At 61.4% G+C, this 23,577-nt stretch carries 19 protein-coding genes; 11 read left to right on the top strand and 8 right to left on the bottom strand.

Annotated elements, in window-relative coordinates; all coding sequences use genetic code 11:
* Positions 1–115 precede the first annotated feature (115 nt).
* The 3 genes from EOC94_RS14950 to EOC94_RS14940 form a co-directional block, all read right to left on the bottom strand.
* Positions 116–2,488, bottom strand: a complete 2,373-nt coding sequence (locus EOC94_RS14950; protein WP_126104135.1) for an aldehyde dehydrogenase family protein — start codon at positions 2,486–2,488, stop codon at positions 116–118.
* A gap of 14 nt (positions 2,489–2,502) precedes the next feature.
* Positions 2,503–3,552 carry a deoxyribose-phosphate aldolase gene (gene deoC / locus EOC94_RS14945; protein ID WP_127291385.1) on the bottom strand — a complete coding sequence of 350 codons (1,050 nt, stop codon included), beginning with the start codon at positions 3,550–3,552 and terminating at the stop codon, positions 2,503–2,505.
* Positions 3,553–3,716: 164 nt separating this feature from the next.
* Positions 3,717–4,544 (bottom strand): ferredoxin--NADP reductase, encoded by an 828-nt coding sequence (locus EOC94_RS14940; RefSeq protein ID WP_127291382.1) that lies wholly within the window; start codon positions 4,542–4,544, stop codon positions 3,717–3,719.
* 232 nt (positions 4,545–4,776) lie between these two features.
* Here EOC94_RS14940 and EOC94_RS14935 point away from each other — a divergent pair, with 232 nt between their 5' ends.
* The 4 genes from EOC94_RS14935 to EOC94_RS14920 all read left to right on the top strand — a co-directional run bounded on the left by EOC94_RS14935 (position 4,777) and on the right by EOC94_RS14920 (position 10,690).
* A complete protein-coding gene (locus EOC94_RS14935) occupies positions 4,777–6,861 on the top strand; it encodes a hydantoinase/oxoprolinase family protein (RefSeq protein WP_127291380.1) in 2,085 nt (694 codons plus the stop codon).
* 1 nt (position 6,862) lies between these two features.
* Positions 6,863–8,608, top strand: coding sequence for a hydantoinase B/oxoprolinase family protein (locus tag EOC94_RS14930; RefSeq protein WP_127291377.1), 1,746 nt, complete (start codon positions 6,863–6,865; stop codon positions 8,606–8,608).
* Positions 8,609–8,731: 123 nt separating this feature from the next.
* Complete coding sequence (locus EOC94_RS14925) at positions 8,732–9,508, top strand: ABC transporter substrate-binding protein (RefSeq protein ID WP_127291374.1); 777 nt, start codon at positions 8,732–8,734, stop codon at positions 9,506–9,508.
* Positions 9,509–9,574: 66 nt separating this feature from the next.
* On the top strand, positions 9,575–10,690 hold the full coding sequence (locus EOC94_RS14920; protein ID WP_245465571.1) for an aminomethyltransferase family protein: 1,116 nt from the start codon (positions 9,575–9,577) through the stop codon (positions 10,688–10,690).
* A 1-nt stretch (position 10,691) separates the two neighbouring features.
* On the opposite strand, the gene EOC94_RS14915 is transcribed toward EOC94_RS14920, so the two are convergent.
* The 4 genes from EOC94_RS14915 to EOC94_RS14900 all read right to left on the bottom strand — a co-directional run bounded on the left by EOC94_RS14915 (position 10,692) and on the right by EOC94_RS14900 (position 14,111).
* Positions 10,692–11,348, bottom strand: a complete 657-nt coding sequence (locus EOC94_RS14915) for a methionine ABC transporter permease (protein WP_127291371.1) — start codon at positions 11,346–11,348, stop codon at positions 10,692–10,694.
* A complete protein-coding gene (locus EOC94_RS14910) occupies positions 11,329–12,417 on the bottom strand; it encodes a methionine ABC transporter ATP-binding protein (RefSeq protein WP_127291368.1) in 1,089 nt (362 codons plus the stop codon). The genes EOC94_RS14915 and EOC94_RS14910 overlap by 20 nt, the downstream gene beginning before the upstream one ends.
* 92 nt (positions 12,418–12,509) lie before the next feature.
* Positions 12,510–13,364 carry a MetQ/NlpA family lipoprotein gene (locus tag EOC94_RS14905; RefSeq protein ID WP_127291366.1) on the bottom strand — a complete coding sequence of 285 codons (855 nt, stop codon included), beginning with the start codon at positions 13,362–13,364 and terminating at the stop codon, positions 12,510–12,512.
* 264 nt (positions 13,365–13,628) lie between these two features.
* Positions 13,629–14,111, bottom strand: a complete 483-nt coding sequence (locus EOC94_RS14900; protein WP_210212080.1) for an isoprenylcysteine carboxylmethyltransferase family protein — start codon at positions 14,109–14,111, stop codon at positions 13,629–13,631.
* Positions 14,112–14,241: 130 nt separating this feature from the next.
* Here EOC94_RS14900 and EOC94_RS14895 point away from each other — a divergent pair, with 130 nt between their 5' ends.
* Positions 14,242–14,739 carry a MarR family transcriptional regulator gene (locus EOC94_RS14895; RefSeq protein ID WP_127291360.1) on the top strand — a complete coding sequence of 166 codons (498 nt, stop codon included), beginning with the start codon at positions 14,242–14,244 and terminating at the stop codon, positions 14,737–14,739.
* 206 nt (positions 14,740–14,945) lie between these two features.
* On the top strand, positions 14,946–15,254 hold the full coding sequence (locus EOC94_RS14890) for a hypothetical protein (protein ID WP_127291358.1): 309 nt from the start codon (positions 14,946–14,948) through the stop codon (positions 15,252–15,254).
* 79 nt (positions 15,255–15,333) lie between these two features.
* Here EOC94_RS14890 and EOC94_RS14885 read toward each other — a convergent pair whose 3' ends face one another.
* Positions 15,334–15,567, bottom strand: coding sequence for a hypothetical protein (locus EOC94_RS14885; RefSeq protein WP_127291355.1), 234 nt, complete (start codon positions 15,565–15,567; stop codon positions 15,334–15,336).
* Between the two features lie 435 nt (positions 15,568–16,002).
* On the opposite strand from EOC94_RS14885, the gene EOC94_RS14880 reads away from it, so the two are divergent.
* The 5 genes from EOC94_RS14880 to EOC94_RS14860 are packed head-to-tail and all read left to right on the top strand — an operon-like array spanning position 16,003 to position 23,574.
* Positions 16,003–17,607 carry a class I SAM-dependent DNA methyltransferase gene (locus EOC94_RS14880; protein ID WP_127291352.1) on the top strand — a complete coding sequence of 535 codons (1,605 nt, stop codon included), beginning with the start codon at positions 16,003–16,005 and terminating at the stop codon, positions 17,605–17,607.
* The gene (locus tag EOC94_RS14875; protein WP_127291350.1) at positions 17,600–18,940 is read left to right on the top strand and encodes a restriction endonuclease subunit S; all 1,341 of its coding nucleotides are present in this window, start codon (positions 17,600–17,602) and stop codon (positions 18,938–18,940) included. The genes EOC94_RS14880 and EOC94_RS14875 overlap by 8 nt, the downstream gene beginning before the upstream one ends.
* Positions 18,937–20,181, top strand: a complete 1,245-nt coding sequence (locus EOC94_RS14870; RefSeq protein ID WP_185928235.1) for an FRG domain-containing protein — start codon at positions 18,937–18,939, stop codon at positions 20,179–20,181. Before EOC94_RS14875 ends, EOC94_RS14870 begins: the two co-directional genes overlap by 4 nt.
* Complete coding sequence (locus EOC94_RS14865) at positions 20,174–20,440, top strand: DUF262 domain-containing protein (protein WP_245465570.1); 267 nt, start codon at positions 20,174–20,176, stop codon at positions 20,438–20,440. Before EOC94_RS14870 ends, EOC94_RS14865 begins: the two co-directional genes overlap by 8 nt.
* Entirely contained in the window at positions 20,437–23,574 is a 3,138-nt protein-coding gene (locus EOC94_RS14860; RefSeq protein ID WP_127291344.1) for a type I restriction endonuclease subunit R, read from the top strand. The genes EOC94_RS14865 and EOC94_RS14860 overlap by 4 nt, the downstream gene beginning before the upstream one ends.
* Positions 23,575–23,577: the final 3 nt, after the last annotated feature.

Here is a 23,577-nt window from a genome sequence, read left to right as displayed (position 1 = left end):
CACTATCATGCCGCCTGTATCGCTGTTCGCCTAAATGTTTTTTCTCGGTAAAGAACATCATTTCTGCCGTCAAGCCCGAACGCTTCTCGCCCGCCGCCGCGCGCAAGGCGACCGCTCAGTCGCCGTAGGGCACCCAGACGTTCTTGACCTCGACGGCACGCCGCAGGAAGGCGTCGCCGGCGGCCTCGCTCGATGCCCAGTCGAGGCTGCGGCCGTTACCGGTCCAGACGCGCTTGAGATTGCCGACAGAGTCGGCTTCGGCCTTGGCGCAGGTCTCGGCATCGGCGAACACCCAGAGCCCGTCGACATCGTCGTGCTTGGCCAGCACGCCGGCGAGTTCGGCGGTGCGGCCGGTGACGATGTTGATGGCGCCGGCCGGGATGTCGGAATATTCGATGACTTGATAAAGATCCGTGGCAAGCAGCGGATATCGTTCCGAAGGCACCGCGACCACGGTGTTGCCCAGGGCGAGCGCCGGCGCCACCAGTGCGATCAGGCCGAGCAGGGGCGCATTGTCGGACGCAACGATGCCGACGACGCCGACCGGCTCGTGCAGTGCCAATGTGACGGCGCGGGCCGGCGGCTGGTGGACGCGGCCTTCGAACTTGTCGGCCAGGCCGGCATAGAGGAACAGCCGCTCGATCGACAACTCGACCTCTTCGCGCGCGGCCTTGGCGGTGGCGCCGACGAGCTGAGTGAGGCGCGCCGCAAACTCGTCGGCACGGCCGGACAGGTTCTCGGCCAGATAGTAGAGCACTTGGGCACGGTTGTAGGCGGTCGCCTCCGGCCAGGCCTTGCAAGCGCGGGCAGCGGAGACGGCGTCGCGGATATCCTTGCGGCTGCCGAGACCAACCTCACCGGCAAGCTTGCCCTTGGCGGTAGCCACCGCAATCGAATAATTGCCGTCCGGCCGGACCTGCTTACCGCCGATGAACAGTTTTGCCGTGCGATCGATGGCGTCGCTTTCGGCCTGCTCGACAGGCTGGGCGGAAGCCGTTGCCGGCTTGATGACGGGGCCGAGCGGCAGCTTTGCCGAGAGATATTCGAACATGCCCTCGCGCCCGCCTTCGCGGCCAAAACCGCTCTCGCGGTAGCCGCCGAAGCCGCAGGCGGCGTCGAACATGTTGGTGCCGTTGACCCAGACGACGCCGGCCTTCAATTGCGGCGCGACGTGCAGTGCGAGGTTGACGTTCTCGCTCCACACCGAGGCGGCCAGCCCGTAGCGCGTGTTGTTGGCGAGCTCGACCGCTTCCTCGGTGTTGCGGAAGGTCATGGTGGCGAGCACCGGGCCGAATACCTCCTCCTGTGCCAGGATGTTAGCCGGCGAAACGCCTGTCGCCAGCGTCGGCAAATGGTAATAGCCGGAGGACGGCAGCGCCACGTCCGGCTGCCAGCAGACAGCGCCCTGCTTGGCGCCTTCGGCAACCAGTCCCTTGACGCGATCGAGCTGGGTCAGGTCGACCAGCGGGCCGATATCGGTGTTCTTGTCGAGCGGGCTGCCGACGCGCAACCGGCTCATCCGCGTCTTGACCTTGGCGATGAAGGCGTCGGCGATGCCTTCCTGCACCAGCAGGCGCGAGCCGGCACAGCAGACCTGGCCCTGGTTGAACCAGATGCCGTCGACCAGTCCCTCGACGGCGCTGTCGAGATCGGCGTCCTCGAAGACGACGAAGGCCGACTTGCCGCCAAGTTCCAGCGACAATTTCTTGCCGGAGCCTGCGGTGGCTTTGCGGATGATCTTGCCGACCTCGGACGAACCGGTGAAGGCGATCTTCTGGACGCCGGGATGATTGACGATTGCTGCGCCCGCTTCGGGTCCGCCCTGGACGATGTTGACGACCCCCTTCGGCACGCCGGATCGTTCGCAGATCTCGGCAAACAGGATGGCGGTGAGCGGCGTGAACTCGGCCGGCTTCAGCACGATGGTGCAGCCCGCGGCGAGCGCCGGCGCGATCTTCCAGGCCAGCATCAAAAGCGGGAAGTTCCACGGGATGATCTGGCCGACGACGCCGACGCCCTTATGGCCGGGAAAATCCCTGTCCAACGCCTGCGCCCAGCCGGCATGGTGGATGAAATGGCGGATGGCCAGTGGCACGTCGATGTCGCGGCTTTCGCGGATCGGCTTGCCATTGTCGATCGATTCCAACACCGCGAACAGACGCTGGTGGCGCTGCATGGAGCGGCCGATGGCATAGAGCACTTTTGCTCGGCTGTAGCCTGAGGATGCGCTCCACTTCGGCAGCGCTTTTGCCGCGGCCGAAACCGCGGCATCGATGTCGGCGGCACCGGCATCCGATACCTTGGCCAACAATTTGCCCGAGGCAGGATCGCTGGTTTCGAAGGTCTTGCCGCCTGTGGCTGCTTTCCAGTCGCCGCCGATGAACAGTGCTTTGGAAAAATCGCGCGCGGCAAGCCACGCATCGGCCTCGTTGCGCGCCTCCGGCGCCGGACCGTATTCCATGGCATGATAGCGTTCGAGAATGTTCATCAGGGGCTCCGAAATCACGCCATTGCGTGGCGATGATTGGCCGAATAGTGACCGGTCAAATGATGTTCGAGCTGGCGCTCGATGTCGGTCAGCAGGCTCGACGCCCCGAAGCGGAACAAGTCTGGCTCCAGCCATCGCCGGCCAAGCTCTTCCTTCATCAGCACCAGCCAGTCGAGCGAAGCCTTTGCCGTGGAAATGCCGCCGGCCGGCTTGAAGCCGATGAGGTAGCCGGTCTCCTCGAAATAGGCGCGGATGGCGCGCACCATGGCAAGGCCGACGGGCAGCGTCGCGTTGACGCTTTCCTTGCCGGTCGAGGTCTTGATGAAATCCGCGCCGGCCATCATCGCCACCATCGAGGCGAGCATGACGTTGCGCAGCGTGGCGAGGTCGCCGGTGCCGAGAATAACCTTCAGATGCGCCTCGCCGCAGGCGGCGCGCATCGAGACGATCTCGTTATAGAGTTCCTGCCACTTCGCTCCGAAGACCAGCCCGCGCGGAATGACGACGTCGATCTCGTCGGCGCCGTCCCTCACCGACGCTTCAATCTCCTGCAGGCGCGTCGAAAGCGGGGTGAGGCCGTGCGGGAAAGCGGTGGATACGGCGGCGACATGGATGCCGCTGCCGCGCAGCGCCTCGACGGCGGTGGCAACGAAGGGGTGATAGACGCAGACCGCCGCCGGGCGGATCTTTTGACCAGTGATGCCGAGCCCTTCGGCGATGTCGCGGCGGATCGGATCGACCGCCTTGGCGCAGAGCCGGCGCACGCGCTCTTCGGTGTCGTTCGAGTTCAGCGTGGTCAGGTCCATGCAGGCGACGGCGCGCAGCAGCCAGGCGGCCTGGTTGTCGGCCTTGATCGAGCGGCGCTTGGTCAGGCTGGCGACGCGCCGCTCCAGCGCCGAGCGGTTGACGCTGCGCATCGATTCCATGAAGCCGAGATCGAGCTTCATGCCGGGATTGCGGGCAATACCGTGCGCTTGCGGCGCCGGTGCATTGGCGGCGGTGCGCGCTGGCAGCGGCGTGATCTTGGAAGGTCCGAGATCGGCTTCGCGGATTGTGCTGCTCATCTCCTACCCTTTCGTTCGACGACTTATGCCGAAGATAGACCGTGAAGCAGCGCTTCACGAGTCCTTCAGGAGGTCATAACGGAAAAAGCCTGCGAAAGCAGCTGATTTTGACCGCATGGTCAAAATCATAGTCTGAATGCAGCGAACGCTGGACTGCCGGCGTATCAGCCGACGAAGGCGCGCTCGACGACGAAGCTCGCCGGATGATGCAGCGAACCTTCCTGGAAGCCGAGGCTTTCGGCCAGTTCCTTGACGTCCTTGAGCATATGCATCGAGCCGCAGATCATGATGCGGTCGGTCTCAGGATCGAGCTTGTCGATGCCGAGATCGGTGTAGAATTTACCCGACCCGATCAGCGCGGTGATGCGGCCCATGCGCTCGGAGGTTTCGCGCGTCGTCGAATTGTAGAGCGTGACGCGGCCGCCGGTCAGCTCGCCGATCAGCGGATCGTTCTCCAGCGCCGCGACCAGCTCCTGGCCGTAGGTGAGCTCGGCATTGTCGCGGCAAGTGTGAGTCAAAATGACCTGCTCGAATTTCTCATAGGTATCGGGATCGCGCAGCAGGCTGGCAAAGGGCGCGATGCCTGTGCCGGTCGAGATCATGAACAGGCGCTTGGCCGGGGTCAGCGCGTCGACCACCAGCGTGCCGGTCGACTTCTGCCGCATGATGACGGTGTCGCCGATCTGGATTTTCTGCAGCTGAGAGGTCAGCGGGCCGTCCGGCACCTTGATCGAGAAGAATTCCAGCTCGTCGTCCCAGGCAGGGCTGGCGATCGAATAGGCGCGGTACACCGGCTTCTCGGCGTTGGGCAGGCCGATCATGACGAACTCGCCGGAGCGGAAACGCAGCGACTGCGGCCGGGTGATGCGGAACGAGAACAGCCGGTCGGTATAGTGCTTCACCGAGACGACGGTCTCGGCATAGACATTGGCCGGTATAGGGAACTGCAACGGCCGGGCGTCGGCGGTGTTGAGCGCGGATGTGGTGTTCATCAAACCTAACCTTCTGGCCCGGGCTCAAGACCCAATCTTCAGATGGGCGCCAAACCTTCTCCTGCGCGCCCGAACCGATCAGGTTCCGGCGTGCCGTTTGCACACTGCGAAGCGGTAAGCTCTTGTGTCCGGAATTTATTAGTATACAAATGATATTTGCGTCAAGACGCCAGCGTGAAACACCTTTCCAAACTGAGACATATCAGTAGTCCGGGCATTTCGGGTTTCGACAATGAAAGAGAATTTTTCGGCGCAGACGCTGGATTCCCTGGGCAGTGTCGTCGCCGGCATCGACGTCGGCGGAACTTTTACCGACCTGCTTCTGATCGACGGCCGTGGCGGTGGCCGGGTGCATATCGCCAAGACCCCGACCACGGTCGACAACCAGGCTTTCGGTGTCGTTTCGGCGCTCAGTGCCACCGGTTTTCCCATCCGCGGCATCGACCTCATCGTCCACGGCACGACGACCACCACCAACGCAGTGCTGGAACGCCGGTTGGCCAAAACCGGCATGATCACCACGCGCGGCTTTCGCGACGTCATCGAGCTTGGCCGGCGGACACGGCCGCAGGCCTATGGCATGACAGGGACCTTCGTCCCGATCATTCCGCGCAATCTGCGGCTTGAAGTGTCGGAGCGCGTCGAAGCCTCGGGCGCGGTGCGCATTCCGCTCGACGAAGCCGAGATGCGCGACGCGGTGAAAAGCCTGATCGAGGCCGGCTGCGAATCCCTCGTCATCCATTTCCTGCATTCCTATGCCAATCCGGCGCATGAGCGGCGGGCGGCCGAAATCGCCGCCGAGCTTTGGCCAAACGGCTACATCACGTCAGGCCACGCATTGCTGTCGGAAGCGCGCGAATTCGAGCGCGGCGTGACCGCCTCGGTCAACGCTTCGGTGCAGCCGATTCTCGAACGCTATGTCGAGCGGCTGCGCAAGGAATTGGGATCGCAAGGCTATGCCCGCGACTTCCTGATCATGAACGGCAATGGCGGCATGATCTCGGCCCGCTTTGTCACACGTGAGTCGGCCAAGACCGTCATGTCCGGCCCGGCCTCCGGTGTCATTGCCGCCGCCTATACGGGAAAACGCGCCGGCTTCGAAAACCTCGTCACCTACGACATGGGCGGCACCTCGACCGACGTGGCGCTGATCCGCAATGCCGAGCCGGCGGTGTCGAACGAGATCGAGATCGAATATGCGATGCCGATCCATGTGCCGATGGTGGCGGTGCATACGGTCGGTGCCGGCGGCGGCTCGATCGCCCGCGTCGATGCGGCCGGCCTGATTCAGATCGGCCCGGAAAGCGCAGGCGCCAATCCCGGCCCGATCTGCTACGGGCGCGGCGGCAGCGAGCCGACCATTACCGATGCCAATCTGGTGCTCGGCCGGTTGGCGCCGAAGAAGCTGCTTGCGGTCGAGAATCCGGTCACCATCGAGCATGTTACCGGCATATTCGAGGACCGGATCGGCCGTGCCACCGGCCTGTCCGGCGTCGAGGCGGCGGGCGCCGTGCTGCGGCTGGGCAACATGAAGATGGCCGGCGCTATCCGCATGGTCTCGGTGTCACGCGGTCACGACCCGCGTGATTTCGCGCTGTTCGCCTTCGGCGGCGCCGGGCCGCTGCATGCGACCGCACTGGCGCGCGAGCTCGGCCTGCCCAAAGTGCTGGTGCCGGCACGGCCGGGTATCACCAATGCGCTCGGCTGCGTCGTCGCCGATCTCAGGCACGACTTCGTCAACACGGTCAACCAGCCGGTAGCGGGGCTCGATGAACCCCAACTTCACGCCGTATTGGAACGGCACCGAAACGAAGGCGAGGAGTTGATCGGCAAGGAAGCGGTAAAGCCGGAGACGATCCGGGTCACGCATTCCGCCGACATGCAGTTTGTCGGTCAGACCCACATCATCAACGTGCCGCTGCCGTCGCCATCGGTAACGCGCGCAACGCTGCAGCAACTGTTCGAAAAGGCCTATTTTGCTCGCTTCAAGGTTGAGCTACCGGAGATCCGCGCCAATCTGGTCAACCTCAACACCTCGGTGACCGGCGTGCGTCCGGCGATCGATCTGTCCCGGCTGATCGACCCAGCAGGACGCGCCAGAACGCTCGACGAGGCGCGCCGCGAGATCCGGCCGGTCTGGTATGGCGGGCGCTGGCACGACACGCCGGTCTACGTCAGGGAAAAGTTGCCGCTCGACGCCGTCATCGAAGGGCCGGCGATCCTCGAACAGATGGACGCCACCACCGTGCTCGAGCCCGGCGACCGGGCGCGATCGGACGCCGACGGCAACATCATCATCGATATCGGCGAGGCCTGAGATGGAAAAGCTCGACGCTATCACGCTTTCGGTCATCCAGGCGGCGCTGCAGCAGGTCTGCGACGAGATGGACCTGACGTTCTCGCGCGCCGCCTTCTCGCCTGTTATCGCCGAGGCCAATGACCGCTCCGACGGCATCTACTCGGCCGTCGACGGATCGCTGATCGCGCAAGGCAGCCAGGGTCTGCCGGTATTCGTCGGCGTGATGCAATATTCGACTAGGACGGTGATCGAGATGATCGCCGACGGCCGTTGCCTGCCGCCCGAGCCAGGCGATATCTACATCGTCAACGACCCCTATCTCGGCGGCACCCACCTGATGGATGTGCGTTTCGCCATGCCGGTCTACAGGGATGGCAAGATTTTCTGCTGGCTGTCGAACACCGGCCACTGGCCTGACATTGGCGGCTCGGTGCCGGGCGGCTTTTCCGCCTCGGCAACGGCGGTCGAGCAGGAAGGCTTGCGGCTGCCGCCGGTCAAACTGTTCAAGAATGGCGTTCTCGATCGCGAGATCTACGCCATCATTTGCTCGAACATCAGGGTTGCCGACCAGCGCATCGGCGACATCCGCGCCCAGGCGGCGGCGCTGCTGATTGGTCAGGACCGGCTGAATGGAATCCTGGATCGTTACGGGGACGAAACAGTTGTCGAGGCAATTGCCGAACTGCGCCGCCGCGCCGCTGATCAGATGCGCGCCAACATCTCGGCCATTCCCGACGGCACCTACCGCTCCAAAGCCTTTGTCGATTCCGACGGGGTGGTGAACGAGCCGCTGACCATTGCACTCGCCGTCGAGAAACAGGGCGACACGCTGAGCTTCGATTTCGCCGGCTCGTCGAAGCCTTGTGCCGGGCCGATGAACAGCGTGCTGGCGACGACCTTGTCGTCGGTCTATCTCGCCATGCGCCATATTTTCCCCGACGTGCCGATCAGCGCCGGCGCCTTCGAGCCGCTGATCGTCAAGCGGCCGGAAGGCACCTTCCTCGATGCCAAATATCCGCGACCGGTGTCCGGCTGCGCGGCCGAGGTTTCGCAACGCATCGCCGAGGCGGTGTTCGCGGCCATGGTGCAGGCCTTGCCGGACAAGGTGACGGCGGCCCCGGCCGGCTCCAGCGGCAATTTCGCGCTTGGCGGCAGCGATCCGGCGCGCGGCCGCGACTATGTCATGTACCAGATCTCCGGCGGCGGCTATGGCGGCAATGCCGGCCATGACGGCCTGACCAACGGCTGCTCGACCATCGGCATTTCCAAGTCGCCGCCGGTCGAGATCATGGAGCAGGCTTTTCCGGTGCTCTATCGCCACTATGCCTTGCGCGAAGGCTCGGGCGGCGCCGGCAAGCATCGCGGTGGTTTTGGACTCGCCTATGAGGTCGAGATCCTGCGTGGCGACGCCCGCGCCTCCTTCGTTATGGACCACGGCCGCTTCGGCCCGCAGGGCGCGCTCGGCGGCAAGGACGGCGCGGTCAACACGGTGACTGTGTTCCGCGACGGCAAGGAACATGTGCCGCCGCACCTTTCCAAGGAGCAGGACATCGCGCTGAAGGCCGGCGACCGCGTGCGCGTCGGCACGCCGGGTGGCGGTGGCTATGGCGATCCCTTACAGCGCGATCCGGAACTGGTGCTGAGGGATGTGGCCTTGGGATACTATACGCCCGAGGAAGCCGATGGAAAATTCGGTGTCGCTCTGTCGGCGGACAGGCTGGCGATCAATCGGGCTGCGACGGACAAGAAGCGCGCCGCCAGCTAGTGTCGCTGGTCCGCGCAAACGCCGATCTCCCTGTGCGCCGCGATCGCCGCAGGGCATGTCGTTTCCGTCTCCGCCGGAGGTACAAAACCCCGTAGACTTCGCCCGTCAACGGAGATCTGGATCATGCGCCTTTTCGGTCGTTTCGTGCTTGCTGCGTCCGTCGCCCTGGCTGTCGCTACCGGCGCCGCCTCCGCCCAGGACAAGAAACTCAGGCTCGGCACCGAGGGCGCCTATCCGCCCTTCAACTATGCCAATGCCGACGGCACGCTGGGCGGCTTCGATATCGATCTCGGCACAGCGCTGTGCGCTGAGATGAAGACCGAGTGCGAGTTCGTCGTGCAGGATTTCGACGGCTCGATTCCGGCACTGCAGGCCGGCAAGTTCGACGCCATCATCAACATCACCATCACGCCGGAACGAGCCGAGAAGGTCGACTTCACCCACAAATACTACCAGACGCCACCGGCCATCGCGGTGCCGAAGGATTCGACTGTCACAGGCACATCGCCCGAGGACCTGAAAGGCAAGGCGCTTGGCGTGCAGAGCGCGACGATCCACCAGAATTTCGCCGAACAGAAGTACGCAGGCTCGACCATCAAGCCCTATCCGACCGGTGACGATGCCCGCACCGACATGGTCAATGGCCGCCTCGACGCGGTGATGGACGGCTCTATCCTGCTGACCGAGTGGCTGAAGAAGCCTGAAGGCGCCTGCTGCAAATTGCTCGGCACCTTGGCCCCCGACCCGGCTATCCATGGCCCAGGCGTCGGCATCGCCCTGCAGAAGGGCAACAAGGATCTGGCCGAAAAGCTCGATGCGGCGATCGACGCGCTGCGCGCCAACGGCAAATACAAGGAAATCAACGACAAGTACTTTGCCTTCGACGTCTACGGCAGCTGAGACCGACGACAAACGCATTCGGCAGCGCTGTCCGGCGCTGCCGTTTTCGTGAAGATGGAGACTTTCTTGGCCGAACGGCGATCCCCTTTTTATAGCAGCATCGTCGGATTGGGTGCGACGATGGGCCGGGTCGGCGGCGATTTCATCTCGGCCAGATATTACTCCGGCATCGCCGACGAGCATCTGAACACCCGCGAAAACGTCGGTGTCCAGGACCTCAGCACCATGGGCAAGATGGACATCAAGGGTCCGGACGCCGAGGCCCTGGTCAACCACGTCATCGTCAACGATGCCGCTGCCATGCGACCGGGCCAGGTGCGTTATTCCACCGTTTGCCGCGAGGATGGCGGCATCATGGACGACCTCACCGTGTTCAGGCTCGGGCCCGAGCATTTCATGCTGGTGACCGGCTCCGTCAACCGCCAGAAAATGCTGCCCTGGCTGCTGCATCACGCCGAGCGCCGAAAAGCCTATGTCACCGACATCACGGCGGCCATCGCATTTCCGACGATACAGGGGCCGCGCTCGCGCGAGCTACTGAAAGTGCTGGTGCAGGACGCCGACCTGGATGGCCTGAAACGCTGGTCGTTCACATCAGGGCGGATCGGCGAGACGAAGCTGCTGATCTCGCGCACCGGCGTGACCGGCGAGCTCGGCTTCGAGCTGTTCGTGCCGGCCGACGAGGCCACTGCCGTCTGGGACATGCTGATGCGGGCCGGCCGCGATTTTGGCCTGAAACCCTATGGCGTGCTGGCGATGTTCACGCTTGGGCTGGAGAAGGCCTATCCGGCGCATGGCATCGACATGGACGAGACCCGCACGCCGTTTCATGTCGGCCTTAACAGCTGGATCAAGTTCGACAAGGGCGATTTCGTTGGCCGCGAGGCGCTGCTCAAAGTTCGCGACACAGGCGTCGACGAGCGCTGGACCGGGCTGACCGTCGAAGGCGGCACGCCGGCCGCAACGAATGCGCGGGTTCTGGCCGGCGGCGAGGATGCCGGCGTCGTCACCTACAGCGACCACGGCTACTCGCTGGGCACGGTGCTGGCGACCGCGCATCTGCGGCTGCCGTTCACCCGGATCGGCACCGAACTCAGCATCGACATCGACGGCACGCCGACGCGCGCAATGGTGTCGCCGATGCCGTTCTTCGATCCAGACGGCGTGAGGCTGAGGGCTTGATCTACCCCCTGTGATCCAGCCTGGCCACCAGCCGGTCGCCGGCCCACTGGATGCCACAGACCAGGATGATCAGCACGATGACCACGGCGACCATGACTGACGTCTCGAAGCGCTGGTAGCCGTAGCGGATGGCGAGGTCGCCAAGCCCGCCGGCACCGATGGCGCCGGCCATTGCCGAGGCGCCGATCAGCGTCACCAGCGTGACCGTGAAGCCGGCGACGATGCCGGGCAGGGCTTCCGGCACCAGCACCTCGCGGATGATCGTCCAGCGGTTGCCGCCCATGGCGCGCGCCGCCTCGATCAGTCCGTGGTCGACCTCGCGCAACGACACTTCGGCGATGCGGGCATAGTAGGGCGTGGCCGCGATCGACAGCGGCACGATCGCAGCCCAGGTGCCGATCGAGGTGCCGACGATCAGCCGTGTCACCGGGATCAGCGCGACGAGCAGGATGATGAACGGCACCGAGCGGAAGCCGTTGATGACAGCGCCGAGGACGCGATTCACCCACAGGCTTTCGGCGATGCCGCCACGGTCGGTGGCGACCAGCGCCAAGCCGAGCGGCAGTCCGAAAAGCAGCGAAATGAATCCGGACGCGCCCGTCATCAGGACGGTTTCCCAGATCGAACGGATGAGAAGTTCAAACAGAATTGGCGACATGGCCAAGCACCTCCACCCGCGCCTCGCGGGCTTTCAGGAACGCGATCACCCGCGTCAGATGATTTGCATCGGCAGCTGGCACGGCCAGGAACAGCGTGCCGACAGGCTGCCGCTGGACATGGTCGATGCCGCCATGGACGAGGCGGAACGAGCCGGGAACCGCTGCGGCAAGGTCGGACAGCAGCGGGCCGCGCGCCGCCTCGCCCGCGACGTCGATCCTCAGAATCGCCTCGCCGCTTTCCGTCTGCGTTAGCCGGCTTGCAAGCTCCGCCGGCAATTGCGGCCGGATGCCGCTAAGGAGGCTCTGGGTGATCGCCGACTTCGGATCGGCAAAGACCGACCACACCGGCCCTTCCTCGACAATGCGGCCGGCGTCGATCACCGCGACGCGGTCGGCGATCGAGCGGATCACCTCCATCTCGTGAGTGATCAGCAGAATGGTCAGGCCGAGCTGCCGGTTGATGTCTTTCAAAAGCGCAAGGATGGAGCGGGTCGTCTCCGGGTCCAGCGCCGAGGTGGCTTCGTCCGAGAGCAGCAGCGCGGGCCGCGCGGCAAGCGCCCTGGCGATGCCGACGCGCTGTTTTTGGCCGCCCGACAGCGATGCCGGATAGGCTTTCGCCTTCTCCGACAGGCCGACGAGCTCGAGCAGCTCGGCCGCGCGCGCCAGCCGTTCGGCCCTGGGACGGCCTTCGATCTTGAGCGGCAGCGCGACATTGTCTTCGACGGTCTTGGCCGAAAGCAGGTTGAAGTGCTGGAAGATCATGCCGATGCGCCGCCTGAGCGGCTGCAATTCGCGCTCGCCAAGCCGGCTGATCTCGCGGCCTTCGATGAAGACCTGGCCGGAATCCGGCCGCTCCAGACCGTTCAGGCAGCGGATCAGCGTCGACTTGCCGGCGCCGCTGCGGCCGATGATGCCGAGGATCTCGCCCTTCTGCACAGCGAGCGACACGCCATCGAGCGCCGGCGTTGCGCCGAAGCGGCGCTTCAGCCCGATAATCCGCACGACGTCCTCCGGCCGCTCCGGGGTGCCGACCGGTATCTCGGCAGTTGCGGGGAAATGCTGGTTCATGGCCGTTCCTGTTTCGGCGGTCCGTAAAATAGGATTGCGGCCCGCGCACTGGGCGCGGACCGCTTTTCATATCCGCCCGGATCCATGTCTCATCAATAGGCGCTGGTGCCGGTGCCCTTGTAGACCTTGTCGAACTCGGCCTTTACCGCCTCGTTCTGATAGGAAGCCACCAGTGTCTTTACCCAGGGCTCGTTCTCATTGCCGGCCTTCACCGCGATGAAGTTGCGGTACGGATTGTCGGCGATCGGCTCCTGAGCGATGCGGTTTTCGGGAGTCAGGCCGCTTTTCAGCGCCCAATCCGTGTTGACCACGGCCGCGTCGAGGTCTTCCACCGAACGCCCGACGATGCCGGCGTCGAGCTCCTTGATGACCAGTTTCTTCGGGTTGTCGGCGATGTCGGCCGTTGTCGCCAGGATGCCGGTGCCGTCCTTCAGCTTGATCAGGCCCTCATTCTGCAGGACGCGCAGCGCCCGGCCTTCATTGGACGGGTCGTTCGGCACGCCGATGACGGCGCCCTCGGCCAGGTCGGCGACCTTAGCAAGCTTCTTGGAATAGAGGCCGATCGGCCAGACGCCGGTATAGCCGACGGGGACGATGTGATAGCCCTGCGTCTTGATCTGACTGTCGAGATAGGGCTTGTGCTGGAAGGCGTTGGCGTCGATTTCGCCACGCTCCAGCGCCTCGTTGGGCTGGGTGTAGTCGTTGAACACCACGGTCTCGATCGTCAGCCCTTTCTCGGCCGCCTGCGCGGTGACGACGCGCCATACGTCTTCATCCTCGCCGCTGATGATGCCGACCTTGATCGCCTTCTTGTCCTCGGCGAAGGCCGAACTGGGGGCAGCCAAACCGGCAATTGCGACAGCCGAAGCGAAAAGTAATGCAAGACCTGTGCGGCGATTTATAGTTGCCGAAAAGGATGACAGCAAAGTGTTGGTATTCCTGATCATGATGAATCCCGTCCGTTGTTAGATCATGGTGGCCAGGCAAAGCGCGAAGCCTTGATCACAGCATCGGGGATGCTGGCCGATGGATCAAAGAACCGCGTTTCTCGCCGGATGCGAAGCCGGGAATATTCTCTCAAAGATTATGCGATTGCGAGCACAGGGGCGCTTACCGCGTGCATCGTCTAGGCGGGCACGCCATTTTTCCGCAAGACCCTTTCGCGCAACCAGACGCAACGTGGTCGCTTTCCCGGCCCTCACTTTTCCCGCTCAGAGCCACCGCCGCACGCTTTGCCTGTAGTCGCGATACGCATCGCCGAAACGCCGCTCGAGATAGGCCTCCTCGCGGGCCACGACGCCGTAGCGGATCAGGATCGCAAGCGGCAGCGTGAGGACAAGGATCCAAATATTCTGCGCGGCCACGCCGATGCCGCCATAGATGAGGAACATGCCGAGGTAGATCGGATTGCGCGTCCATCCGTGGATGCCGGTCGTCACCAGCACGCGCGTCGGCTCATTCGTCGGCACCGGCGTCTCCGCGCGCAAGAAGTTGCGAATGCCCGCGATGAAAAGCACAAAACCGATCAGCATCAGCAAGCCGCCGATGATCCAGGTGACCAGGTCATTTTCCGGAACCGGGAACGGTAAGCGCAGCAGGCGGTCCAGGACGAAGCCAATCAGCAGAGCAGCGAGAAAGAGCAGGGGCGGTCTCGCGATGACGCCTGCGGTTTCGGTGTCGGTTTGCCCAGCCATTGCCATGTCTGCTCCCGCAGATGCTTGAGGCGCTACGAAGCCCATAGCCGCCTAGAAACGACAACTAAGGTGTCATTCTAGAAGTTGACAACAGCGGTGTCAATCGTGGAAATTGGCACGGACAGAGGGAATGGAAGCGATGGCGGCACGAAACAACCGAGGGACAGGGGCCATCGTTGACGGCAAGGCCGCTGCGATCGCCGAGCTGATGCTCGAAGTGGCCCAGTGCTTCTTCAGGATACGGGCTCTCGGCCAGAAGACAGGGCTCATCACCAGTTGGGGCGGCGGTGCGTTCGGCTTCATGCGAAGCCTCGCGCTGCTTGGTCCGCTCACCGTGCCGCAGATCGCCCAGATGCGGCCCACCAGCCGTCAGCGCATGCAGCGGCTGGCGGATGAGCTTGCGGGCGAGGGGCTCGTCGAATTTATCGACAATCCGAAGCACCGGCGCTCGAAGCTTGTGCAGCTGACGCGCAAAGGCGCCGCGCGCTACGGCGAGCTGAATGCCCAGCTGATGGCGATAGCCTCGACCATGGGCGTCGCTCTCGGCGAAGCGGATATTCGCAAGACCGCCGAGGTCGTGCGGCAGCTGAGCGACGATGTGAAACTGCGGTCGGAGCGGCTGCGCTGACGCAAAGGCGCCGCGGCGCCATTGATGGGAATCCTGCTTGAGCGGCTCCCCGATCTCGTGCCGTTCCAGCCTGGATGCGCTTGGCTGTTTGCCGCTTCCGTCCGGGCCCGCCGGCGAACGATTGCCGACCGGAACCTCTGCGGAGCTGAGGCGTTCGAACCGCAGGAGCTGAGAGCTGCGCCTGCAATCCGCAAAAGAGTACTGCAATGGCTCAGAAAGCAAAGATAACGACAGGCACCAACGACCGGCCGCGCAACGAAACCATAGGCCAATCCGGCGAAGGCCTGCCCGACGACAGCAGCACGCCGCTTGAAGTCGACGAGGCCGCGGTCGCCCGGTTGCGAGACAAGCTGCAAGGCAAACCCGAGCAATTTGGGCAAGCCAATGCCGACGCGGCAGGCATTGCCGGCGCCGGCGAGAAAATTTGTCACCGCTGCGCCGGGACAGGCATGATCGACGGCCGCACCTGCCCCGAATGCGGCGGAACCGGAAAGGTGACGACGCCGATAGGCTGAGGCGATCAGGATAGCGATCACGCTTCGCGGCAATTTCGATCACCCAAGCGCCAAGGAGTCTGGTCCGCAATTGCGCGGATCAGATCGCCGGCACCCACTTCCAGAACACACCCTCCATCCGTTCGGGGTAGTGCTTGAACTCACATTCGAAGCGCCATCCGTAAGTCTTGGCCGCCGCCAGCGCTGCCGGGCTGACCGGGTTCATGCCCGTTCCCGGCGCGAACCAGTCTTCCAGCAAGTCGTCGGGCACGTAGGCGCCGATCCTCAAAGGCAGCTTTTCGAGGACGACATCCATTTCCTCAGGTGCGGGCAATGGCCTCTCCCTTCGAGAGCTACCGACAAATAAGTCATTCGAAGCCGATTGGGTTCCAGAGCATCGGTGAGGTGGAAGGTGAGATGGGCGGGCAAGAGTGGATTCCAGCTTTACGAGATATGGCTGACCGGAGGATCGGCAGATCGCAAGTTTTGGCGCACCCGACAGGATTCGGCCCCCTGCTCGCCGAAGGCCAACGTCGGGAGGTTTTGGATTGTGAAACTACTCCCCTAACATCTTGATCTGATTCGGCATAAGGATCAGGGTAACGAGCGAATTCCACATCAACAATGACCCTGATTAACACCGGGGCGACACCGCCTGTCAATTTGGGCCAGATTTCCTCATCGCATAGCTTGTTGCTCGCGCGGTTTCATAGGCTATAGGAAGCCAGGAACTGATGACGAATAACGACTGAAGGCTAGGATTGGGAGTATGATGGGGGCACGCAACGGGAACGGCGATTTGAGCTTTGAGGCGGACCTATTTCGGGCTGCCGATAAGTTGCGGGGCAATCTGGAGCCTTCGGAATACAAGCACGTCGCTCTTGGTCTGATCTTTTTAAAATACATCTCGGAGGCGTTCGAGGCACAACGCACCAAGCTGGAACAAGAAGAGTTCGCCGACCTGGAAGATCCGGAAGAATATCTTGCCGCGCGCGTCTTCTGGGTGCCTGATATTGCCCGCTGGTCTTACTTGCGTGACAACGCTCGCGTCCGCGACCTCGAGATCATTGATCCCGTTACCGGGAGCAAGAAGAAGGTCGACATCGGCGGGCTAATCGATGCAGCGATGGAGGCCATCGAAAAGGCCAATAGCACGACATTGAGGGGTGTTCTGCCCAAGGATTATGGCCGTCCGGCGCTCGACAAGGAGATGATCGGCGATCTGGTCGAACTCTTCTCCGACATCACGATGCACACCGACGGGGAAAAGTCTCGCGACCTACTTGGCCGGGCTTATGAATACTTCCTTTCGGGCTTTGCCGGGGCAGAGGGCCGCAGGGGCGGCGAGTTCTTCACTCCGCGTTCGGTAGTGCGCGTCATGGTCGAAATGCTGGAACCCTATCGGGGCCGCGTCTACGACCCCTGCTGCGGCTCCGGCGGCATGTTCGTTCAGTCCGAAAAATTCATCGAAGATCATTCGGACCGCCGTGACGTGAATGAAGCCAAGCGGCAAATCTCCATCTATGGACAGGAGCGCAATCACACCACATGGCGTCTGTGCAAGATGAACCTTGCTGTCCGCGGCATTGACGCCGACATTCGGTGGAATAATGAAGGCTCCTTCATCCGCGACGAGTTCTCGAACTTGAAGTTCGATTTCGTCCTCGCCAACCCGCCATTCAATGTGTCGGACTGGTGGCGAGAGAGCCTTGCGGAAGACATTCGTTGGACCGAGTTCGGCACGCCGCCGCAGGGCAACGCCAACTATGCCTGGCTGTCCCACATCTACCATCACCTTGCGCCGCGAGGTACGGCAGGCGTTGTGCTAGCCAACGGTTCGATGTCCTCGCAGCAGTCAGGTGAAGGCGAAATCCGGAAGAGGATGATTGAGGCTGACGCGGTCGATTGCATGGTGGCGTTACCAGGGCAGCTCTTCTATTCGACGCAGATTCCGGCCTGCCTTTGGTTCCTGGCAAAGGATAAGAGCGCCAATGGACATCGTGATCGGCGCGGCGAAATCCTCTTCATAGACGCGCGGAAGCTGGGAACGATGGTGGACCGGACCCGGCGCGAGTTCACCCCCGACGATATCGAAAGAATCGCGAGCACATATCACCGCTGGCGCAACAAGGATGGCGGCTACGAGGATGTCCCGGGCTTTTGCAGTTCTGCGAGCCGGAAAGAGATGGCGAAGAACGGCTACGTTCTGACGCCAGGGCGCTATGTCGGGGCCGAGGATACCGAGGATGACGGCGTGCTTTTTGAAGAGAGGATTGCGAGCCTCCGGGGCAGATTGCAGAGCCAGTTTAAGTCGAGCCGAGAGATGGAAGAACGCATAGCTATGGCGCTTGAATTGGCAAAGAATAATGTCTGATGTCACGACTGTTCCTCTACGCCAGTTATGCGATCCAGACAGGTCGATTACCTACGGCATCGTGCAGCCAGGAAAACTGTATGCCGGCGGCGTTCCTATTGTCCGAGTGAACAATTTTCGGGGGCACCGGCTCGATTTAACAGAGCGCAGCTATGTGGCGCCACAAATCGAGGCTGCTTACTCCCGTTCTAGGCCTCGTCCAGATGACATTCTCATTTCGCTGGTGGGCTCTATTGGGCAGGTTGCAATTGCGCCATCCGAAATAGAAGGTTGGAATTTGGCGCGGGCAGTGGGATTGCTACCCGCACGCAACAGTCACCTGTCTCGCTGGCTCTATTATGTCTTGCAGACGCCATCCGCTCAGAACTTCATCCATCAGCACGCAAACACAACTGTTCAGGCAACTTTCAATCTAAGTGATCTTGCTAATATCCCTATTCCTTTTCCCGATGAAGCACGGCGCAAGGACGCCTTGGGAGTTCTCTCTGCCATCGACGACAAGATTGAACTGAACCGGCGGATGAATGAGACGCTTGCAGCGTTAGCTCAAGCGATCTTTAGGGATTGGCTCGTCGATTTTGGCCCCGTTCATCGCAAGCAGGGGGGCACATCCGACCCGGTTCTCATCCTTGGCGGTCTACTCCCCGATCCAACCCGCGCCCACGACGTCGCGGTATTATTCCCGGATAGTTTTGGAGATGACGGCCTGCCTAAAGGGTGGGCCGAACGACCGTTCTCGAATTTGGTCGAGATTGTGGGCGGCGGCACTCCGAAAACCTCCGAACCGGACTATTGGAGCGGCGACATTCCCTGGTTCTCAGTCGTGGATACGCCTTTGGGAAGCGATACGTTTGTATTCCAAACCGAGAAGAACATCACACCTCGAGGCTTGTCTGCGAGCTCAGCGCGGCTGATTGGACCCGGAACCACGATCATCACGGCGCGCGGCACCGTTGGTAACCTAGCAATTGCTGCCCGCGAGATGACCTTCAATCAGTCTTGCTATGCGCTGCGATCCTCTGAGGGCCTACATCCATTCTTTACTTATCTTGCCGCCAAACAGATCGTTGAACGGCTGAAGTCAATGGCGCACGGATCGGTTTTTTCAACAATTACGCGGCAGACGTTCGAAAGTGTCGGCCTTGCCGCACCTTCGTTAGAAATCAGACAAGCTTTCGAGGAATTAGCCGCACCATTGTTCGATCGAATTAGAGCATCTGTTCAGGAAAACCTGACCCTAGCTGAAGCTCGCGACTATCTCCTGCCCAGGTTGATGTCAGGTGAAGTATGCGGTCGCGAAACGGTAAATCTCGGTGGGGCAGCCAACGCATGACGGAGGAGACACCCGGCCCCTCTTTGCGAAGCAATTATTTCGAGCAGCTTCCAGCTTGGCCAAATTTTGACTTTCTAAACAACGACATCGACGGGCGCGTGCCGGTTTGCCGGATTGAAGATTGGCAAAGCTTTGAACGCCTCATCGAGGCAGAACATGAACAAATCGGCGGCGGGGATCGTATTTACCGAGGTCAGCGGCGCTACGATTGGCAGATCGCCGCAACACTGACTCGCGAATTCGACGGCGGTGCAATTCCGCCCGAAATGTCTCGCCGTCTCCTAAATCGATTCCAGCTCGCGATGCGTGGGCGGGGAACAGACATGAACGGCAATGATGACAACGAAATTTGGGCATTTGGCCAGCATTTCGGCCTTGCCACACCTCTACTGGATTGGACGGAATCTCCCTTTGTTGCGCTCTTCTTCGCATTCGCGCAGGAGGATGACCCTGCGGAGAAGCCCAATGACAGTCGCGCTGTGTTCTCCCTCAATCGTGGCTTGGTCGAGGAGCTTCTACCCGAGCTTTTCTTTGAGCCAGCACTGGGGGAGAACGCCAGGCTGGTCAATCAGGCTGGCCTTTTTACTGTAACACCCTCTGGAGACGACAACCTGGTCTCGGCAATTATCGACGCCGTTGTTGAGACCGGCGCAGTCGATCCAGACAACCCCAAGGAAATCGCTCGATACATCTATAAGGTCCATATTCCGAACCAAGGTCGCGTCGCTTGCCTTTCAATGCTGCGACGCATGAACATTCACCATGCCAATCTTTTTCCCGACCCGACTGGTGCATCCCAGTACTCTAATGACTGGCTCCAACGAGAGGTGGCGGAGCGAAAGCGGGCGGAGGCCGCAAGAAAGGCCGTCGAAAGCCGCGCGGTACCTCCCCCTCCGGACCATGGTCCCCCAACCGCCGTTTCCGGCGAACCTCATAGTATCGAAGAGCTGCTGAACCAACTCATAGTTCCAGAAGACAGCCTGACAGCCGCCACCACCTCTGAATGGGCAGGCAAGATTGCCAGCACTTATCAGGAACACGCATCGCTTGATTGGCCGATCCACATTAGTACGCGAAAAGAAATAAACATTCGGATTAGACGTCTCTTGAACGCTTTGGGATTTCCGAGCGACCGGCGAGATGATGCAATGCGGGCTATAGTCGCCTTCTATGCAGACGAATACATCAGGACGCATGGTTTGAGCGATGTCCTCAAAGGAGATAGTGGCAACGATGACTGAACAGAGCGTCATTTCAGATGACATGACACTGAAGCGCATGTTCCATGATTTCTATCGCGTGCCCGACTATCAGCGTGAATATGTATGGGGTGAAACAGACCCAAAAGGTGAAGGCGGTGAGGAGGTCGGTCAGTTCCTCTTGGATATCTATGCCGAGTATGAAAGTGCAACGAAGGATTTTGCCCACGAGTATTTCGTTGTCTGCAAGGATGCAAAAGTGTGGGACGTTCAGCCGACTAGGAGCACCATATCGGCATGAGCGGCTTCTATGAGGACATTGTTGAGCAAGCCAGCATCCAGACGCTGACCGCGCTCGGCTGGCTGCATCTGCATGGCAGCGTCATCGCTCCGGATGGAGCTTCCCCACAGCGGCCATCTTATTCGGAAGCTGTGTTGCTGAAGCGGCTGGAAGCGCGGGTTGAGCAGATTAATCCGGGCGTGCCGGAAGAAGGACGCTCGGAGGCGATCCGGCAACTGCTCACGAGCCAATCGCCCGATACCGTCGAAGAAAACCGTCGCATTCACGCCCTCATAACCGAGGGGGTGACCGTCGAGTACCGTTCCAACGACCGCATCGTCGGCGACAAAGTCTGGCTGGTCGACTTCGAGAACCCGGCCGCCAATGATTGGCTCGTCGTCAACCAGTTCACGTTGATCGAGGGTCGCAAGAACCGACGGCCCGATCTCGTTCTCTTCGTCAACGGGATGCCCTTGGCGATACTGGAGTTGAAAAACCCCGGTGACGAGAATGCCACTCTTGTCGCCGCATTCAACCAGATCGAGACCTACAAGCGCGATATCCCGTCGCTATTCCGGACAAACGCCGTCCTCGTTACATCCGACGGGATCAAGGCACGCATCGGATCGCTGACCGCTCAAGAAGAGCGCTACATGCCTTGGCGAACAGTGGAGGGCGCGGACTATGCGCCCCCTGGAACGCCAGAGCTGGATACCCTCTTGCGCGGTGTGTTCGAGCGTGGCCGCTTTTTGCAGCTCATCAGAGATTTTACGGTTTTCGCCGACCGAGGCGAAGGACCGTTCAAGATCATTGCCGGCTATCACCAGTTCCATGGTGCGCGGAAGGCGATCCAAGAGGCCATCAACGCATCTAGTCCGGACGGTGATCGCAAGATCGGGGTCATCTGGCACACGCAGGGCTCGGGTAAGAGCTTTCTGATGGCCTTCTTTGCCGGTCTGGCTGTCCGCTCTCCCGAGCTTCAAAACCCGACCTTGGTCATCTTGACTGATCGAAACGATCTGGACGACCAGCTCTTCGGCACATTCAGTCTGTGTCGCGACCTCATCCGTCAAAAGCCAGAGCAGGCGGAAAATCGGGAAGACTTGAAGCGCCTTCTGGAACGCTCGGCCGGCGGGGTAATCTTCACGACGGTGCAGAAATTCCTGCCGGTTGGAACCGAAGAGAATTTCCCCGAACTCACGAGCCGGCGAAACGTCATCGTCATAGCAGATGAAGCGCATCGCACCCAGTATGGATTGGACGCCCGACTGAACACTAGGACAGGCGTTCGGCGGTATGGATATGCGCACTATATTCGGCAGGCGCTGCCAAATGCCTCTTTCATCGGGTTCACGGGGACGCCTGTTGAGGGTGAGGATCGGAACACGCCAGCGATCTTCGGCGACTATATCGACATCTACGACATTTCCCGCGCGGTTGAGGACGGTGCGACCGTTCCGATCTATTACGAGAGCCGCTTGGCCCGGATAGAGTTGGACGAGGAAGAGAAACCCAACATCGACGCCGAGGTTGAAGCGCTTGTCGAAGACGACACGCTGACCGAGGCTGAGAAATTCAAGGCCAAATGGGCGACCGTCGAGGCGCTAGTCGGTGCTCAAAAACGCGTTTCTCTCATCGCTGCTGACCTCGTCCAGCACCTAGAAGCGAGGTTGGCCTCGCTCAATGGCAAGACAATGGCCGTCTGCATGAGCCGGCGCATCTGTGTCGATCTCTACAGCGAAGTCATCAAGCTGAGGCCAGACTGGCACTCGGATGACGACACCGGCGGGGCCATTAAGGTCGTCATGACCGGCGCGGCCTCTGACCCGCTCGATTGGCAGCAACATATCGGCAGCAAGCGGCGGCGTGACCTACTTGCGAAGCGTGCCCGCGATCCGAATGACCCGCTCAAACTGGTTATAGTCAGAGATATGTGGCTCACGGGCTTTGACGCGCCGTGCATGAATACGATGTACATCGACAAGCCCATGCGCGGGCATGGCCTGATGCAAGCCATCGCCCGTGTGAACCGCGTGTTCCGAGACAAGCCCGGCGGCTTGATTGTTGACTACATCGGCATTCTCCAGAACCTAAAAAACGCGCTCAAGGACTACAGCCCATCAGATCAGAGTAAGATCGGTATCAGCGAGGAAGACGCGGTTGCCGCCATGCTGGAAGCCTTCGAAAGGGTGAGGGCTGTCTTCCATGGCCTTGATTACTCTGCCGGGCTCGTCGGCGGGCCACGAGAGCGACTAAGTGCCCTGGCGCGCGCCATTGATTGGGTCTTGAAGTGGCAGGAAACGGAAGCCGAAAAGGCCACTAGCGATGAGCGCCGTAAGCAGGCCCATCGCGCCTTTCAAGACCTCGCACTAAATCTGACGAGGGCATATGCTCTTGCCTCCGCCAGCGACGCAGCATCGGGTAATCGGGACGAAGTGGGGTTCTTCCAGGCAGTCCGAGCTGCAATCGCCAAGTCGACCGCAACGGGGGCTATCTCCCAATCTGATAGAGCATTCGCTGTTCAGCAGCTTATTGACCGGGCGGTCGCTTCGACTGAGATAATCGACGTACTTCGCGCCGCCGGAATGGAGAGCCCGGATATCTCGATTCTGTCCGATGAGTTCCTTGCCGAGCTTCAAGGAATGGAGCGAAAAAATCTGGCGCTAGAGGCGCTGCGGAAGCTCCTGAATGGAGAAATCCAGAGCCGGTCGCAATCCAATATTGTCGAGAGCCGCGCGTTTTCGAAGCGCTTGGAGGAGGCCGTTGCACGCTATCATTCCAACACCATCTCGGCCGTTGAAATGATCAACGAGCTGATCGACCTTGCCAAAGACCTGCAAGCGGCGAGAAGGCGCGGCGAGGAGCAAGGGCTATCAGGCGAGGAGATCGCCTTCTACGACGCGTTAGCCCAAAACGAGAGCGCTATCGAAGTGCTCGGCAACGATACGTTGCGAATTATTGCCCATGAGCTTTTGGAGCAGCTTCGGCAAAATGCCACGGTGGACTGGCACAAACGTGAGAGCGCCCGTGCGCGAATGCGCGTGCTCGTGAAGCGCATCCTGAAAAAATATGGTTATCCGCCCGATCTCGCAGACGACGCCGTGAAACTCGTCCTTGAACAGGCGGAGGCTCTTCTACGGCAGGCGGCCGACTGAAAC

This window comes from Mesorhizobium sp. M6A.T.Ce.TU.016.01.1.1 (genome assembly GCF_003997065.1).
GTDB classification, from domain to species: domain Bacteria; phylum Pseudomonadota; class Alphaproteobacteria; order Rhizobiales; family Rhizobiaceae; genus Mesorhizobium; species Mesorhizobium mediterraneum.
Note: the sequence above shows the minus strand (reverse complement) of the source record. Positions and strands in the feature narration are given on the sequence as shown.